General features: G+C 47.6%; 17 protein-coding genes. 16 read left to right on the forward strand and 1 reads right to left on the reverse strand.

Annotated elements, in window-relative coordinates:
- Positions 1-84: 84 nt before the first annotated feature.
- The 16 genes from AC0VYE_RS09615 to melA all read left to right on the forward strand — a co-directional run bounded on the left by AC0VYE_RS09615 (position 85) and on the right by melA (position 15,580).
- Positions 85-1,053, forward strand: a complete 969-nt coding sequence (locus AC0VYE_RS09615) for a D-alanyl-D-alanine carboxypeptidase family protein (protein ID WP_475447446.1) — start codon at positions 85-87, stop codon at positions 1,051-1,053.
- Between the two features lie 216 nt (positions 1,054-1,269).
- The gene (locus AC0VYE_RS09620; RefSeq protein WP_475447448.1) at positions 1,270-1,572 is read left to right on the forward strand and encodes an urease subunit gamma; all 303 of its coding nucleotides are present in this window, start codon (positions 1,270-1,272) and stop codon (positions 1,570-1,572) included.
- 93 nt (positions 1,573-1,665) lie between these two features.
- Positions 1,666-2,034, forward strand: a complete 369-nt coding sequence (locus AC0VYE_RS09625) for an urease subunit beta (protein ID WP_475447450.1) — start codon at positions 1,666-1,668, stop codon at positions 2,032-2,034.
- Complete coding sequence (gene ureC, locus AC0VYE_RS09630; RefSeq protein ID WP_076270803.1) at positions 2,031-3,746, forward strand: urease subunit alpha; 1,716 nt, start codon at positions 2,031-2,033, stop codon at positions 3,744-3,746. Before AC0VYE_RS09625 ends, ureC begins: the two co-directional genes overlap by 4 nt.
- 42 nt (positions 3,747-3,788) lie before the next feature.
- Positions 3,789-4,481 carry an urease accessory protein UreF gene (locus AC0VYE_RS09635; RefSeq protein WP_475447452.1) on the forward strand — a complete coding sequence of 231 codons (693 nt, stop codon included), beginning with the start codon at positions 3,789-3,791 and terminating at the stop codon, positions 4,479-4,481.
- Positions 4,482-4,506: 25 nt separating this feature from the next.
- A complete protein-coding gene (gene ureG, locus AC0VYE_RS09640; protein ID WP_076270802.1) occupies positions 4,507-5,235 on the forward strand; it encodes an urease accessory protein UreG in 729 nt (242 codons plus the stop codon).
- Positions 5,235-6,128, forward strand: coding sequence for an urease accessory protein UreD (locus AC0VYE_RS09645; protein ID WP_475447455.1), 894 nt, complete (start codon positions 5,235-5,237; stop codon positions 6,126-6,128). Before ureG ends, AC0VYE_RS09645 begins: the two co-directional genes overlap by 1 nt.
- Positions 6,129-6,323: 195 nt before the next feature.
- Entirely contained in the window at positions 6,324-6,767 is a 444-nt protein-coding gene (locus AC0VYE_RS09650) for a MarR family winged helix-turn-helix transcriptional regulator (protein ID WP_076270801.1), read from the forward strand.
- Positions 6,768-6,912: 145 nt separating this feature from the next.
- The gene (locus AC0VYE_RS09655) at positions 6,913-7,950 is read left to right on the forward strand and encodes a BMP family lipoprotein (protein ID WP_076270800.1); all 1,038 of its coding nucleotides are present in this window, start codon (positions 6,913-6,915) and stop codon (positions 7,948-7,950) included.
- A gap of 116 nt (positions 7,951-8,066) precedes the next feature.
- Positions 8,067-9,566 carry an ABC transporter ATP-binding protein gene (locus AC0VYE_RS09660; RefSeq protein ID WP_475447458.1) on the forward strand — a complete coding sequence of 500 codons (1,500 nt, stop codon included), beginning with the start codon at positions 8,067-8,069 and terminating at the stop codon, positions 9,564-9,566.
- Positions 9,559-10,608 (forward strand): ABC transporter permease, encoded by a 1,050-nt coding sequence (locus AC0VYE_RS09665; protein ID WP_076270798.1) that lies wholly within the window; start codon positions 9,559-9,561, stop codon positions 10,606-10,608. The genes AC0VYE_RS09660 and AC0VYE_RS09665 overlap by 8 nt, the downstream gene beginning before the upstream one ends.
- Positions 10,609-10,610: 2 nt before the next feature.
- The gene (locus AC0VYE_RS09670; RefSeq protein ID WP_076270797.1) at positions 10,611-11,534 is read left to right on the forward strand and encodes an ABC transporter permease; all 924 of its coding nucleotides are present in this window, start codon (positions 10,611-10,613) and stop codon (positions 11,532-11,534) included.
- Positions 11,535-11,602: 68 nt separating this feature from the next.
- Complete coding sequence (locus tag AC0VYE_RS09675; protein ID WP_076270796.1) at positions 11,603-12,277, forward strand: sulfite oxidase-like oxidoreductase; 675 nt, start codon at positions 11,603-11,605, stop codon at positions 12,275-12,277.
- A gap of 4 nt (positions 12,278-12,281) precedes the next feature.
- Complete coding sequence (locus AC0VYE_RS09680) at positions 12,282-13,004, forward strand: nucleoside phosphorylase (RefSeq protein ID WP_076270795.1); 723 nt, start codon at positions 12,282-12,284, stop codon at positions 13,002-13,004.
- Positions 13,005-13,036: 32 nt separating this feature from the next.
- Complete coding sequence (locus tag AC0VYE_RS09685; protein WP_475447461.1) at positions 13,037-13,951, forward strand: AraC family transcriptional regulator; 915 nt, start codon at positions 13,037-13,039, stop codon at positions 13,949-13,951.
- Between the two features lie 132 nt (positions 13,952-14,083).
- Positions 14,084-15,580 carry an alpha-galactosidase gene (gene melA / locus AC0VYE_RS09690; RefSeq protein WP_475447463.1) on the forward strand — a complete coding sequence of 499 codons (1,497 nt, stop codon included), beginning with the start codon at positions 14,084-14,086 and terminating at the stop codon, positions 15,578-15,580.
- Here the strand turns inward: melA and AC0VYE_RS09695 are convergent.
- Positions 15,577-16,191, reverse strand: coding sequence for a 3'-5' exonuclease (locus tag AC0VYE_RS09695; protein ID WP_076270792.1), 615 nt, complete (start codon positions 16,189-16,191; stop codon positions 15,577-15,579). The genes melA and AC0VYE_RS09695 overlap by 4 nt on opposite strands.
- Positions 16,192-16,752 lie beyond the last annotated feature (561 nt).

A 16,752-nucleotide genomic window follows, 5' to 3' on the forward strand; every position in this document is an offset into this window, starting at 1 on the left:
TCTTATGGTTTGTTTACGGTCTCCTTAAACTGACACTCCTATACTTGGTTGTATAGAAGAGACAGTGAAAGGGGATCGTTTTTTATGCAGCAAGAAACGTATGGAAGAAAACGTGGAGGTACAATCTTGTGGCTTCTAACCGCAATTGGAGTGATCATCAGTGTCTTTTACGTCATTTCATTAAAAGGCAGCCCATCTAAAGCTGATTTGCAATTGGATTCTAGCTCGGCTATTTTAATAGATCTCAATACAGGGGAAGTGCTCTACGAAAAAAATGCAAATGAAGCGCTGCCGCCTGCAAGCATGTCGAAGCTGATGACAGAGCTTATCCTATTAGATCTCACAAGTGCAGGTACGCTTGATTGGAAAGAACAAGTGAAAACCAGCGCTTATGCTGCAGAGGTGCCAGGTTCCCAAATAGGCTTTGCGGCAGGGGAGATCTATACGGTTAGAGAGCTTTTTGAAGCGATGGCGATTCATTCCGCGAACGATGCGGCAGTAGCGCTTGCAGAGCATGTTAGCGGCAGTGAGGCTGCATTTGTTCAATTAATGAACAATCGGGCTGCTAAGCTGGATTTGTCCAACCAAACCGTCTTTGCGAATGCAACGGGGCTTAGCCATGAGGATCTGCTTCCGTTCGAAGCTGCTTCTTCAGAAAGAGACACCATGATGTCAGCCAAGGATACAGCAAAACTAGCTGCCTATTTACTGAAGAAGTATCCTGAGGTAGTCGATGTTTCCAGCCGCAATAGCGTGAGGCTTGCGAGCACCTCGCAAAGATTGAAGACGACAAACATGATGTTAAGCGGCATGCCGTATGCATTTCCGGGCAATGACGGATTGAAAACAGGTTATACCGTGCAGGCTGGTTATTGCTTTACAGGTACTGCGAAGCAGGATGGCAAACGGCTTGTATCCGTCATTATGGGTGCGAAGACGCCAGAGCAGCGATTCACGGAAACAGGGAAGCTGTTTGAATACGGTTTTCAATTAAGCGGCTTGGAGAGCGTAATGGGGCATGTGCAAAGCAAACTCGGCTTTAAAGTAGGATAAACAAGGTTGAATTAAATCTGTTTTTCTCGAATGATGAAGAATATAGTCGATCATTCTCATCTAAATAGTTGTGTTATTGTCATGTTAAGTCTAGAACGAGCGCAAGTCGCTTTTTCTGGACTTTTTGTTTTTATGTCATAAAAACTAACATTAAATGATTTACGAACCGGTTTTTGCTGTTTATAATAAAACTAATACAGATAAAGAGGTGAGTATATGCAATTGACCGAACGTGAAAAAGAAAAGCTGCTCATTACGATCGCTGCAGATTTGGCAAGACGACGAATGAATCGCGGCTTGAAGCTTAATTATCCTGAAAGCATAGCGTTAATCACCTCTGAAATTATGGAAGGCGCTCGTGATGGAATGACCGTTGCACAGCTAATGGCATTTGGAACAAAAATTTTGAATGCGGATCAAGTCATGAGTGGCATACCGCAAATGATTCACGAGGTTCAGGTGGAAGCGACTTTCCCAGACGGAACGAAGCTTGTTACCATTCACGACCCGATAACTTGAAAACGATAAGTAAAACGGCTATGGGCATCATTTCATTTGATATAGAAAGTGGCATGAGAACGATCAGCTTTATAGGGGAGGAGAGAATGGCCTGTGATACCTGGACAATATCGAACGGCTGACGGTGAAATTGAATTAAGTGCAAGGCGAATGACGAAGCAGTTAATTGTAGTAAATACAGGAGATAGACCGGTTCAGGTAGGCTCTCATTTTCATTTTTTTGAAGTGAATCGTGCATTGAGGTTTGATCGCGAGGCAGCTTTCGGAATGCGTCTTCACATCGCAGCAGGGACAGCGGTTCGTTTCGAGCCCGGTGAGGAGAAGCCTATAACTGTCGTTGAGCTAGGTGGTACAAAGCTATCTTATGGACTTAATGGTCTCAGCCAAGGGAAAGCGGAGAACGGCAGGATGCCAGATGTTGTTCGCGAACGACTTGCGGCTTGGGAGGGCGAAGGTAAATGACTAAGATGGATCGACGCAGCTATGCGGCCATGTTTGGCCCTACAACGGGTGATGCCATTCGGCTGGCAGATACGGAGCTATGGGCACAGATTGAACATGATTACACGGTGTATGGCGATGAATGCAAGTTCGGCGGCGGCAAGGTTATACGCGATGGCATGGGGCAGTCGAGCGGCGCGCTGCGTGATGAGGGTGTGCTGGATACATTGATTACGAATGCCGTTATTATCGATCATTCCGGCATTGTGAAAGCAGATATCGGCTTAAAGGATGGATTTATCGTTGGCATCGGCAAAGCCGGGAATCCAGACATTATGGACGGCGTGCACCCGAATATGATTGTTGGCGCAAGTACTGAGGTTATTGCCGGAGAAGGAAAGATTGTAACAGCAGGAGCCATTGATTCGCATATTCATTTTATTTGTCCGCAGCAAATTGAAACGGCGCTCTCCTCAGGCGTCACGACGATGATCGGCGGCGGAACAGGTCCGGCAACAGGAACCAATGCAACGACGGTAACACCTGGCGCGTGGCATATGCGGCGCATGCTGGAGGCAGCCGAACATTTTCCGATGAATATCGGCTTTACGGGTAAAGGCAATGCTTCGTTCACCGCTCCGCTTATTGAGCAAATTGAAGCGGGAGCTATTGGGCTTAAGCTGCATGAGGACTGGGGAACGACACCAGCAGCAATCGATGCCTGCCTGCAAGCAGCAGATCAGTATGACATTCAAGTTGCTATCCACAGCGATACACTGAATGAGGCAGGTTTTGTTGAAGATACACTGGCAGCCATTGGCGGAAGAACGATTCATACTTATCATACCGAGGGCGCGGGCGGCGGTCATGCCCCAGACATCATCATCGCGGCAGGCGAGATGAATGTTTTGCCGTCATCCACGAATCCTACTCGTCCTTTTACAATTAATACGATAGAAGAACATTTGGATATGCTGATGGTTTGCCACCATTTGGACAGCAGTATTCCTGAGGACGTTGCATTCGCTGATTCTCGGATAAGGCCGGAGACGATTGCAGCGGAAGATATTTTGCATGATATGGGCGTATTCAGCATGATTAGCTCCGATTCACAGGCGATGGGGCGCGTAGGAGAAGTTATTATCCGCACATGGCAAACGGCAGACAAGATGAAAAAGCAGCGAGGACCACTCCTTCCGGACAATGAACAGCATGATAACTTCCGTATTAAGCGCTACATTGCCAAATATACGATTAATCCTGCGATCACGCATGGTGTCTCTCATCTGGTAGGTTCGCTGGAAGCTGGCAAATTCGCCGATCTTGTCATTTGGAATCCAATGTTTTTTGGCGTCAAGCCGGATCTCGTCCTGAAGGGCGGGAGCATCGCATTTGCGCAGATGGGTGATCCAAACGCTTCAATCCCAACACCGCAGCCTGTGTTCGGTCGGCCGATGTTCGCGTCTTTTGGGAAGCTGGTGTTTAGCAGCTCGATTACCTTTGTATCTCAGGCAGCCTATGACCTCGGGGTTGCGAAGGAGCTCGGACTGCAGAAACGTATTGAACCTGTAAAAGGCTGCCGCAGCGTAACGAAGAAGGATATGATCCACAATGATGCAACGCCTAAGCTTGAGGTGGACGCGGAAACCTATCATGTACTGGTAGATGGCGAGCATGTGACCTGCGAGCCAGCTGAGGTGCTGCCGATGGCGCAGCGTTATTTCTTATTTTAGCTGTGCGCTGCGGCCATGGAGGACAGGAGGGCGAGCGAAAAATTGAATGATGATATGAAATGGCTGGCTATGCAGCAGCTGCTCGATTCAGCGCTGCCGATCGGCGGCTTCTCGCATTCGTTCGGACTTGAGACCATGGTTCAAGATGGCCGTATGAATCGTTCTTCTCAGCTCTATGATTATGCCTCTGCCATGCTCTTGCAAAGCTGGGCAACCTCGGATGCGATGGTGATCAAGGCCGTATATAGGGATGCGCCAAAAGGGAATTGGGAGAAGGTGTGGGCGATTGAGCGGATTGTTCATTTGCAAAGGGTCGCCTCAGAAACACGCAGCGGCGTAGAGAAAATGGGACGTCGGCTGCTTCAGCTTGCAGCAGCCATACATCCGCAGCTGGATTGGTCGCCTTTACTGGATGCGATGAAGGCAGGGAATTGTTTTGCTTCCCATCCTCTCTCGCACGGCTATGCCTGCTGGGTGCTTGGCATATCGGAGGAGAAAGCGATCCAAGGCTATTTGTATACTTGCATCGTAACTTGCGTCAACAGCGCTCTGCGGCTGATGTCGATGGGACAGACGGAGGGCCAATCGTTGATCGCAAGGCTTATACCGCTAACAGCAGACGCTTTGGAAATCGTGCGTGCGATGGTGCCGGAACAAGCCTATTCTAATATGCCGATGGCGGAGATGGCGATGATGCGCCACGAGAGGTTATATTCGCGATTATTTATGTCTTAATTATAAATTAATGGAGGAATGAAAAATGTGCCAAGGACAAGGACATACGCATCAGGAATGGGAAAGCCCGGCAATAGACAGCTCAAGGCCGATCCGTATCGGTATCGGGGGACCAGTAGGCTCAGGAAAAACAGCGCTTGTTGAACGATTAACGCGTGAGCTTCATACCAAATACAGTCTCGCTGTCATTACGAACGATATTTACACGAAGGAGGATGCTCGTATTTTGTTCAATACGGGTGTGCTGCCGGAAGAACGTATTATCGGTGTTGAAACTGGCGGGTGCCCGCATACAGCCATTCGAGAGGATGCATCGATGAATTTTGAAGCTATCGAGGAGCTGGAGCGGCGGTTTGACCATCTGGATCTGATTTTCATTGAGAGCGGCGGAGATAATCTTGCTGCGGCGTTCAGTCCTGAGCTTGTCGATCGTTTTATTTACATTATCGATGTCGCCCAAGGCGAGAAGATTCCACGCAAAGGCGGACCTGGCATTATGCGCTCGGACCTGCTTGTCATTAACAAAATCGATCTTGCGCCGTATGTAGGAGCGAGTCTCGCAGTTATGGAAGCTGACACAATGAAGATGCGCGGGGAGCGTCCTTTCGTTTTCTCCAATTTGTTCGGCGGCGATGGCGTGGATGAAATTGTGAATTGGCTTACACATGAGGTAGCTCATGCGCGCGGAACGGAACACTCGCATGTGATCCAGCTTACGAGCATACCTGATGACAAGCGGCACACAGCTTCCTAATGAGGAATGAGCAAAGCAGTGCAGAGGCTGCAGCCATTCGGCACGAGGATAGTGCAGTGGGAGAGGTCAGGACATCCGTACTGCGTGCAACGTTTGCCAGCCGCCTCGGTCAAACGTTAATCGGCAATAAATATCATACCGCTCCGATAAAGATTGCCAAAGCTTTTCCACTGGATGGTCAGCTGGGCGTAATCGTAATGGATGTTTCACCTGGCCTGCTCAGCGGTGACCGGTATGAGCTGGAATGGACAGCCGAGCAGCACTCTCATGTCATGATTACGAACCAATCGTATACGAAGGTGCATCCTAGTTTACCTAACAGTGAATCTTCGATGCAGCAATTGTTCGAACTAGAGGCAGATGCAGTCGTCGAGCATATGCCGGAGCCCATTATGCTATATAAGGAAGCAGCCTTTCGAAACGATACACAGGTTCGACTGCAAAAAGGGTCCGCTTGGCTGCAAGCCGACGTCCTTTGTCCAGGTCGCACGCTTCGCGGCGAACGCTTCGACTATCGCTCATACAGCAATTCATTAACGGTTCATTATGGTGAAGAGCTTATCTTCTCGCAGCGTCAGCGAGTAGTGCCAGGCAGTCAAGTTATAACTGCGCCTGGCAGCTGGGATGAGATGACGCACTGGGCTACCTTTTATATGTTCAGTGACCGTGTCAACAGCAGCCATCTGGAGCAGCTTCAGGAGAAGCTGGACAGCTTCGAAGCTCCGGAGGCTCATAAAGTAATTGGCGGTGCGTCTATGACTTATCGTTACGGTGTTGCGGTGTCAGCAGCCTCAACAGCAGCATGGCCGCTGCAGCAATTAATGCAAGAGCTGTGGCAGACTGCGCGAATGGGACTGCTTGGCAAGCCGCCGCTGCGATTTTTGCAAGGATAGATCAAGCAGTTTTATACTTTTTCAGAAAAAAGGTCAACCTTCAACCTTCGGTTGGCCTTTTTGTACTAAATCAAAAAGGTTTCATATTTATTTCGTGAAGAACGTTAGTTAAACAAAGGAAGGGAAGGTATAATATGAACAACAGGATGGACTAAAGAAAGTAGATAGGTTGGTGATCAATTGGAAGCTTCAAATATGGAAAGACAAGAGTTAATGAGGCGGCTGGACGAATCGTTTCGTCAAGTGAGAAGACAAATAAACACCGAATGGCACACCTATAATGTGCATGGCTTAGGCATGACCCATGGGAAAATGCTAATTATTTTAGGGAAATCAGGACCACAGAAAGCATCAGCTTTGGCTGAGCAGCTGCTCATCACTAGTGGTGGAGTTACTGGAATTGCTGATCGTTTGATAGAGCTCGGGTATGTGAAACGCGAACGCGGCGAGAAGGATCGGCGTGTCGTGATGCTCGAAATTACGGAAGAGGGTTTGGAAATCATCCATTTAATTGAGACGATACGCTCGAAGCTGATGCTTAAGCTGTTCGATGGCATGTCGATAGCAGATATGGAGCAAGGTGTTCAGTTGTTTGAGCAAATGAGTCGCAATATGGAATCGGATGTTACAAATTCGTGACTAATTTCATATTTCATTATTATTGTGGATGAATTTAGTGTAGAATAAACTAGAAATTTGTCGAATCGAAAAAGATTGACAAAATCCGATAAAACAACTAGGATTAAAAGGAATTAATACATTCAATTGTTTAGGGGAGATTACGATGAAAAAGGTTTTTGCTTTGGCGGTATCGTTGTTTCTAATGGTTGCGATTGTTGCAGCTTGCGGATCTAACAAAAATGAACCAGGAAACGCAGCGAATAACGGTGCAGGCGACAAAGCGGACAAGAAAAAAATCGCTCTTGTATTGCCCGAAAAAATTGGCGTTAACAAGTTTTTTGTATTGATGGATGAAGGCTTCAAAAAAGCAGGCGCAGAGTTTGGCGCTGAAGTGAAAACAATTGAGTCCACTGACCCAGCGGGTTTTGAACAAAATCTTCGTGCAACTGTAGCTGAAGATTACGACTTGATTATTACAGCAACATTCCAAGCAGAAGATGCACTTAAGAAAGTGGCTGCTGAAAATCCGGACAAGTCTTTTGCAGTTATCGATACTGTAGTTGATCTTCCAAACGTTCGCAGCGTTAACTTCCGCGAGCATGAAGCTTCCTACTTGATGGGAGCACTTGCAGGTCTTGCAACTAAAACAAATATTGTGGGTGCAGTCGTTGCAATGGACGCTCCACTTCTTAGCAAATATACATCAGGATTTGAACAAGGTCTGAAAAGCACAAATCCAGATGCACAATTCCTTATCAACTATGTAGGCAGCTTCACGGATCCAGTTAAAGGTAAAGAGCTTGCGCTTCTTCAACAGTCCAAAGGCGCTGACTTTATCGCAGGTATGGCAGCAGTTGGCGACAATGGTGTGTTTGATGCAGCGAAAGAAAAAGGCTTCTTCACTTCAGGTCAAGATACAGACCGTACGGATGAAGATCCAGAGCATATCGTGCTTTCACAATTGAAAGGTACGGATGCAGTTGCTTACGAAACAGTGAAAAGCTTCGTTGATGGCAGCTTTGCATTCGGCGTTGCAGACTACGGCTTGAAAGAAGACGGCGTAGGCTTGACTTTCGTAACAAGAGACAGCAAATCAACGCTTAGCCCGTTTATTGGCCAAGAAAATGTCGATAAAGTAAAAGCTATCGCAGAAGACATTAAATCTGGTAAAATCGTAGTAGTTAATCCGCTAGCTCAATAGTACAACAGGCCGGCTGCTACCCATGCAGCCGGTTTGCTTGTTGCCTAGAAGCTTCCTCTGTAATCGAGGGAGCGGTTTTTTTGTTTATATCGGGATTGAAAGGGGAGAGCTTTTGTATGTTGCTGCAAATGGACAGCATTACGAAGTCATATGGGAGCGTAACCGCAAATAGCAATGTTCAGTTTTCGCTGCAAAAAGGAGAAATTCATGCCTTAGTCGGTGAAAACGGTGCAGGAAAAACGACGTTAATGCGTATTCTGTACGGGATGGAAAGTCCAACTAGCGGTGAAATTCGCATTGACGGCAAGCCGGTTTCGTTCGGGAACCCAGCTGATGCGATTAAGCATAAGATTGGAATGGTTCATCAGCATTTCATGTTATTCCCGACGTTTACGATTGCCGAAAATATCGTTATTGGGCGCGAGCCCTCCAAAGGCGTAGGTTTTGACCGTAAGGCAGCTGCCACAGAGGTGGAAAGAATCGGCAAGCTTTATGGCATGCCGGTAGACCCTTGGAAGAAAGTTGCAGATTGCTCGCTTGGCATGCAGCAGCGCGTTGAAATATTGAAAGTGCTCTATCAGGGCGCTGAAGTTATTATTTTGGATGAGCCAACTGGCGTCTTGACGCCGCTCGAAGTGAAAGAGCTGCTCATTGCGATTAAAGGATTAGCTGCGCAGGGCAAAAGCTTTATTCTTATTAGTCACAAGCTGCAAGAAATTATGGAAGTTGCTGACCGCGTTACCGTCCTTCGAGATGGCAAGGTGACGGGAACAGTCGAAGCGAAAGACACGAATGCGGAACATTTGTCACGGCTTATGGTAGGCCGGGATTTAGTACATATATCACGAAATAAGGTGAGCAGAGGCAAGCCTGTTCTTGAGGTATCAAATGTTTCTATTCCAGGTGTCAAAGCGAAGCCGCTACTAAGCGATATTAGCCTTCATGTCAATGGGGGCGAAATTGTGGGGATCGCGGGTATTTCAGGCAATGGTCAATCCGAGTTATTGCAGACGATATCCGGTTTAATGAAACCCGGAGCCGGCACAATCAAGCTGCTGGGTAAAGATGTGACCGGTGCGCCGGTTGGCGATATTCGTGAAAGCGGGCTTGCTCATATTCCTGAGGACCGTTACCAGTGGGGCGTTGCGAAGGATGCGACCGTTACGGAAAATGGCTTGATGGGACATGCTGACAAGCATCAAAAGCTTGGTGTATTGAATGGGACGAGCATTCGTCAGATGGTAGGCGAGTGGGTGACACGCTTTGGGATAAAAACGGGCTCTTTATCTACGAAAGCTCAGTATTTATCCGGCGGAAACCTACAGAAGCTTATCGTTGCACGGGAACTTGCGCAGAAGACGCCGTTTCTTATCGCAGCGGAGCCAACGCGAGGCGTTGACGTCGGCGCAATGGAAATTATACATGGCGAGCTTCTAAAGAAGCGGGATGAAGGCGGAGCGATATTGCTTGTTTCATCAGAGCTGACTGAAATTTTGAAGCTATCTGATCGGGTGTTGGTCATGTATGAAGGTAAGATCGTAGGGGAACTGGATGCTGACAAAGCTACAGAAGAGCAAATTAGTTTGTTAATGGCGGGAGGAAAAGCGGTTGGATAAGCTGGTACAATTCGGACGTTCGCTGTTACAGCCGCTTTTGGCTGTTATCATCGGTTTAGCAGCGGGTGCGATTGCCATTGTTATCGTCGGAGGCTCCGTAATGGAGACATACGCGGAAATGTGGAAGGGCGCCTTCGGCAGCTTTTATTTTTTTACGAATACGCTCAGTAGAGCTACGCCTATTATCCTTATTGGTCTAGGGGTGGCGCTGGCATTCCGGGCTGGATTTTTCAATATGGGCTCAGAAGGCCAAATGGTATTAGGCGCTCTAAGCGCAGCGGTAACGGCAATTTATTTGCCGGGGCCAGGTTGGTTTAAGCTCGTAGCTGCTATTATAGCTGGAATTATTTCCGGGGGAATATGGTCGGCATTCGCAGGATGGCTCGATGCTAGATTTCGAATGAATCTGCTCATTACCACTTTATTGCTCAATTATATTGCAACGTTGTTTGCAGGTTATATTGTATCGTATCCGCTCAAGGATCGTACAGGCTCTGCTGCAATGGCACAGACGGTTATGCTTGATCAAAGCGTATGGCTGCCGAAGCTGTTTAAAGGAATGAGCCTTCATGGCGGATTTATTATCGCTGTAGTCGGAGCAATATTGCTGTTCTTGTTCATGCGCTATACCGTTAAGGGTTATGAAATTAGAATGCTTGGCGGCAATCCGTTGTTTGCAAGCTATGGCGGCGTGCAGCGTGGAAAAATGATGCTTATCAGCATGTTCGTCAGCGGAGGTTTTGCTGGACTAGCTGGCTCCGTTGAAGTGCTCGGCACGCAGTACCGCTATTTGGACGGCGCTTTGACTTCGCCAGGTTACGCATGGTCGGGTATCATGGCCACATTGCTTGCCGGATCGCATCCGCTCGGTACGGCTGTAGCTGCGATTTTGCTTGCTGCACTGCAGACCGGCGGTATGGGCATGGAGCGGAATACAGATGTTCCGCTGGAAGTATCAAGCATTATTCAAGCGGTGCTCATTTTATTCGTTTCTGCTAAGTTCACATACTCGTTCATTAAACGCAGGAAGGCGAGGTCATAAGTATGGATTTTTTATTAGATGTCTCGCTGTACGCCTCGACGCTTCGTATGGTTACACCAATTCTGCTTGCGGCACTCGGCGGCGCAATATGCGCGCGTGTTGGTTTGTTTAATGTAGGCCTAGAAGGTTTAGTATTGATCGGTGCATTTTCTGGGATTGTAGGCAACCACTTCACCGGAAATGTGTTCGCAGCCGTATTGTTTGCGGTATTATGCTCACTCCTGTTTTCAGTGCTGTTCGGTTTTATGAGTATTCATCTGAAAGCGAATGTTATCGTTGTTGGTATTGCGCTTAACTTTCTGGCGCTTGGACTTACGACATTCTCCCTACGTGCGATCTTTGATGTGAAAGGCGCATACTACAATAAGGATATGATTGGGCTGCCTAAATGGGATATTCCATTGTTAAAAGATATTCCATGGTTCGGAGAAGTTTTATCCGGGCATTCCCCGCTTGTCTACTTGTCCATCATTCTCGTTATTGTGCTGCAGCTGTTTTTGTTCAAAACGGTTACGGGCTTTCGCTTGCTGGCAGCTGGAGAGAATCCGACAGCAGCCAAAAGCTTAGGCATCAAGGTAACTCGCATTCAATATGGAGCAGTGCTGCTCTGCGGCGCTCTGTGCGGGTTAGCAGGCGCGCAGCTGTCGCTCGGCAATGTCACCATGTTTACAGAGGGAATGACTTCCGGTAGAGGATTCATTGCGCTCGTTGCAACGATGTTAGGCCAATCCAATCCAATCGGTGTTGCGGCATCAAGCTTGCTGTTCGGATTTATGGATGCACTCAGCATCAGGCTGCAGGGCTTTGCGCTGCCGACTCATTTTACGATGATGCTGCCTTATATCGTTACGATTCTCGCGATGTTGTTCTTTAAAGATAAAGGTTATATGCAGGAAGCTCGCAAGTCGAATGAGAGCTCCAGGTAGAGCTGAGATGCTTTATAGCTTGAAATGAGAAATGAATCAGCAAGGAATGGAATTTGGAGGTATACGAGATGCATAAAAAAGCAGAACGTCTCAAAAAAGTGACTAGCATTAAACAGACGGTGCTCGCTCCTGAGATCGCTCATCGGATTCCGCCTGGTCAAACGATGACCGAGCGTTTTCCGATTTTGCATGAGGGAGAGGTTCCTTCCTATGACATCAACACCTGGTCGCTGCGAGTATTCGGCGAGGTAGAGGAGGAGCGTACGTTCAGCTTCGAAGAGCTGCTTGCTATGCCTCAAACCCAAACGAAGTGCGACATTCATTGTGTAACGCGCTGGTCGAAGCTGGACACAGAATGGGAAGGCATTAAGTTCAAGGACTTGCTGCCTTTGCTGGGCGTTAAGCCAGATGCCAAATATGTTATGTTTCATGCAGATGAGGACTATGACACAAATGTGCCGCTTGAGGATTTATTGCACGATAATGTGCTGCTTGCGCATCGATTTGACGGTGAGCCGCTGACTGACAAGCATGGCTGGCCGATGCGGATGCTCGTTCCTCATTTGTATTTTTGGAAAAGCGCAAAGTGGATTAGAGGTATTGAGTTTATGAAAGAGGATCGCGAAGGTTTCTGGGAGCGCAACGGCTTCCACAACTATGCCGATCCATTTAAAGAACAACGCTTCACGAGCGAAGAGAATTCGATGCCGGAAGACGAATGGATAACGAAGGAGTTTGATTAATCAGATGCTGCCTATACTACAAGTTAACCCAGAAGATTTGCCGGCTTACGCTATCGTATGCGGTGATCCACGCCGCGCGGAGACGATTTCACAGAAGCTGGATAATGTAAAAGAGCTTGCATTCGCTCGCGAATATCGGACATTTGTTGGTGAATATCAAGGCGTAAGACTAGCCGTGGTAAGCCACGGCGTAGGTTCGCCAGGAGCGGCGGTATGCTTCGAGGAGCTTATCCGCGGAGGCGTTAAGACACTTATTCGTGTAGGTACAGCGGGATCTTATTCAGCAGATCACCCTGCAGGAAGCCTCATCGTCAGCACAGCAGCAGTTAGAGCGGAAGGGCTCACGCATCAGCTGGTGCCTGCAGGATTCCCGGCTGTTGCAGACAGCGCGGTTACTGAAGCGTTGTATGCATCTGCGCTTGAGAGCGAAGGCATTGTTAAAAAAGGCATAACAGTAACGCTTGATGTCTTTTTCTCAGGAGTTGTAGACATTCCGCATCGCCAGTACAAACAAGCAGGCGCACTTGCTGTTGAAATGGAAATTGCGGCTTTGTTCGTTATCGCAACGATGCGCGGTGCACGCGCGGGAGCGATTCTCGCACTGGACGGTTACGCAGATTCTGATTTGGCGGGCGAATATGATCCGCATACAGATGTTGTAGCGAAAGCGATCGAGCGTGAGATTGAAACGGCGCTTCTTGCCGTTGTTAAGCTTGCATCCGCGTAACCATACTTGTCTTTAAGTAAGGGGGGCTTCACGTGAGTGGGACGTTGTTTAAGCGAGAATGGCTGAATGGAGATTTTTATCCGCATGTGTTTGCTTATTATTTTAAGCAATGGTCTGATTACGAGATGGCCTTCCACACGCATGATGCAATCGAAATTATGTATGTCATTTCCGGAGCTTGCGGGATAGAGCTGGAAGCAGAGGCAACCAGCCATGCATGTGAAATGACGCTCAAGAAGGGTGATTTCATTATTCTTGATGCGAATGTGCCGCACCGACTGACCGTTGACGAGCGCGGGCCCTGCCGGATGCTTAATGTTGAATTTGATTTTAGGGAACGCCTCTCGGCGTTTCCCTCTATACGGCAGCTTGCGATGGAGGACGAATTTGTGGACAGATTGATCACAGAGCCGCCCTCTTATTTGTTTTTGCGTGATCCAAATGAAGTGTATCAGGTGCTAAAGAGCCTAGTGCTTGAGCTGGACAGCCGAGGCAGGAGCGTCAATATGAAGGCAGAGTTGTTGTTTGCTCAGCTGATCTTGGCGATAGCACGACTTCATAAGGAAGCTGGCGTAAAAGGGGCTAATCCGATCGAAGCATATGTGAAGCAGTCGATTGAATATATGCATCATAACTATGATAGAGATATTCAAGTAAAGGATATTGCTGCAGCAGTAAGCTTGCATCCAGGTTATTTGCATCGTGTATTTCGCGCGCAGATAGGCCAAACGTTAACGGGCTATTTAACGGAGCTCCGGATGGAGAAAGCAAAAATGCTGCTCCGTGAGACGGATATTGCAATAGCGGATATTTGTGATTATGTTGGCGTGGGGAGCAGGCAATACTTTCATGCGATGTTCAAAAAATATACGAAGCAGACGCCAATTGCTTACCGTCACTCGGTCGATACGCAAACATTGGACTTCCGCTGGCAGCGCAATGAATAATACAAAGTGACGATTTCTGACACTATGAATGGCAGTTGGTCACAATATTGATAACGCTTCCGTTTTATCGTTGCTAAAATGTAGAGGAGATTAAACAAACTCTATTTAGACGATAATCGGAGGCTGATTGGCATGTCTACTTTTAAAATTGCATTTATAGGCGCAGGCTCGATTGGATTCACGCGTGGACTGCTGCGGGATTTGCTCGCTGTACAGGAGTTTCAAAACATTGAAGTCGCATTTACAGATATTAATGCACATAACCTGGAGATGGTGACTGCGCTTTGTCAGCGTGATATTCATGAGAACGGCTTGTCGATTTCCATTCAATCGACAACCGATCGGCGCGAAGCTTTGAAGGATGCGAAGTACGTCATTTGTACTATTCGTGTCGGTGGTCTTGAGGCTTTCGCAACGGATGTTGATATTCCGCTCAAATACGGCGTTGATCAATGCGTTGGCGATACGCTCTGTGCTGGTGGCATTATGTATGGACAGCGGGGCATCGCTGAGATGATGAACATTTGCCGTGATATCCGCGAGGTTGCTGCTAAGGATGTTCTTCTGCTCAACTACGCGAACCCGATGGCGATGATGACTTGGGCATGCAACAAGTATGGCGGTGTGCGGACGATTGGTTTATGCCACGGCGTGCAAGGCGGACACTGGCAAATAGCCGAAGCTTTTGGACTGAAGCAAGAGGAAGTCGATATTATTTGTGCGGGTATCAACCATCAGACCTGGTATATCCAAATTAAGCATAACGGTGAGGATCTAACTGGCAAGCTGCTTGAAGCATTTGAGAAACATCCAGATTTCAGCCGTACGGAAAAGGTACGCATTGATATGCTGCGCCGCTTCGGGTATTACAGTACGGAGTCTAACGGTCATTTGAGCGAATATGTCCCTTGGTATCGGAAGCGGCCTGAAGAAATTAACGATTGGATCGATTTGAGTTCATGGATTAACGGAGAAACGGGCGGGTATCTTCGTGTATGCACGGAAGGACGCAATTGGTTCGAGACTGATTTTCCAAACTGGATGAAGGACCCTGCAAATGAATTCAAGTCGGAACTGCGCAGTCATGAGCATGGTTCATACATCATTGAAGGACTCGAAACAGGACGAATCTACCGAGGTCACTTTAATGTGGAAAACAAAGGGGTTATAGCTAACCTGCCTAACGATGCCATCATTGAAGCTCCAGGTTATGTTGATCGCAACGGCATTTCAATGCCATTCGTGGGCGATCTGCCGCTTGGTGCCGCCGCGGTGTGCAATGTAAGCATCTCTGTGCAGCGTCTTGCTGTAGAGGCAGCCATAAATGGCGACATTAACCTGCTCAGACAGGCTTTTATGATGGACCCGCTAGTTGGCGCAGTTTGCAATCCGAAGGAAATTTGGCAGATGGTCGATGAGATGCTTGTGGCGCAGGAGCAGTGGCTGCCGCAGTATACAGATTCTATCGCAGCAGCCAAGAAACGCCTAGAGGAAGGGCCGTTGCTTCCTACGCGTGATTATAAAGGCGCAGCGCGCCTGAAGGTGAAGACGGTTGAGGAAATGCAGCAGGACCGAGATGCCGCAAATAAAAATGCAGGCGAATCGGATAAGGGCAAGGAGCGGGTTTAACGAGGAGCGTATTTCAGCTCCATTGCTTCAAGCCTAGTCCCTGGCGGCGTCCAAGCAGGCGGTCCAAATTTCTTGAGGTAGCCTAGTGTATTGAGGTAGCTCTCTACCGATTGCTCTTCATCCATCTTGCGGAAAATTTCCCAACAAGCGATAACATCATTCAGTGCACGATGACCGCCAATGAGCGGAATGCCATAACGATCGGACATGTCTTTCAGTGTATGCGGATAAACATGCCGCGCGCGGCTAATCGTGAGCGTATCGATGAAGCTGTTCGAAAATGATCTGCCCGCAATGCGAAGCAAGGAATGGTGCAGGAAACCAAGGTCGAAGGCGGCATTATGAGCAATCAAAACGTTATCGCCTATCATTCGGTTCAAAATACGGAATGCGGTGTCCTCGTCCATGCCGTAGGAGGTCATCTCATCCGTGATGCCGGTGAGCTCTGTTATTTTGGCAGACAGCTTGCCATCGTAACGTACGAGAGTACTGAATTCACTCGCTATTTCACCATTCACGCAGCGGATCGCAGCCATCTCAATCACTCGATCCTTCTTCGGATCAAGGCCGCTCGTTTCAAAATCAATGACAGTATAAGAATGATTAGTCATAGTTGGTTCACCACTTTTTCTAGTTATAAGTTGCAATCGTATATGAGATAATTCGACAAAAAAGATAAATAACCTTCATTGTGAACATAAAACGACCCATTACCAGAGCTTAGTTAGCCGGTAATGGGTCGTTTTTGCTTGGATAGATTCAGTTTGCAGACTAGTGGTTATTGCCGGATGCATTGCCTTTTTTGTCGGAAGTTTTTGTCGTTGTATTTTTGGTTGCATGACCTTGCTGCTTCGCCATGGTCGGTTCACCCCCTTCTCAATGTAATGGTTGTATTTTGTGAATGGAGGGGGGAGGCTATTCGCGATTAGGTACAATTAGTATGCTTTTGAAGCGAATGTAAAAATTAACCAGATTAAAACTGTTTAACCGCTATATCTGCCATTTTCAAGTCGGATCGGCAAGTCTAATCATGCGAACAAGGGATATAAACAATGAATACGGTTACTTGATTGCTCCATATGGAAGAATAACGACTATTTTGAAGGAGTGAGCGCTTTATTGAATCGAGGGTATATGATAGCCATGTGATAAACTAAATAGAAAAGAAAGCG

The sequence above is a fragment of the Pristimantibacillus sp. Z349TD_6 genome (assembly GCF_056173205.1).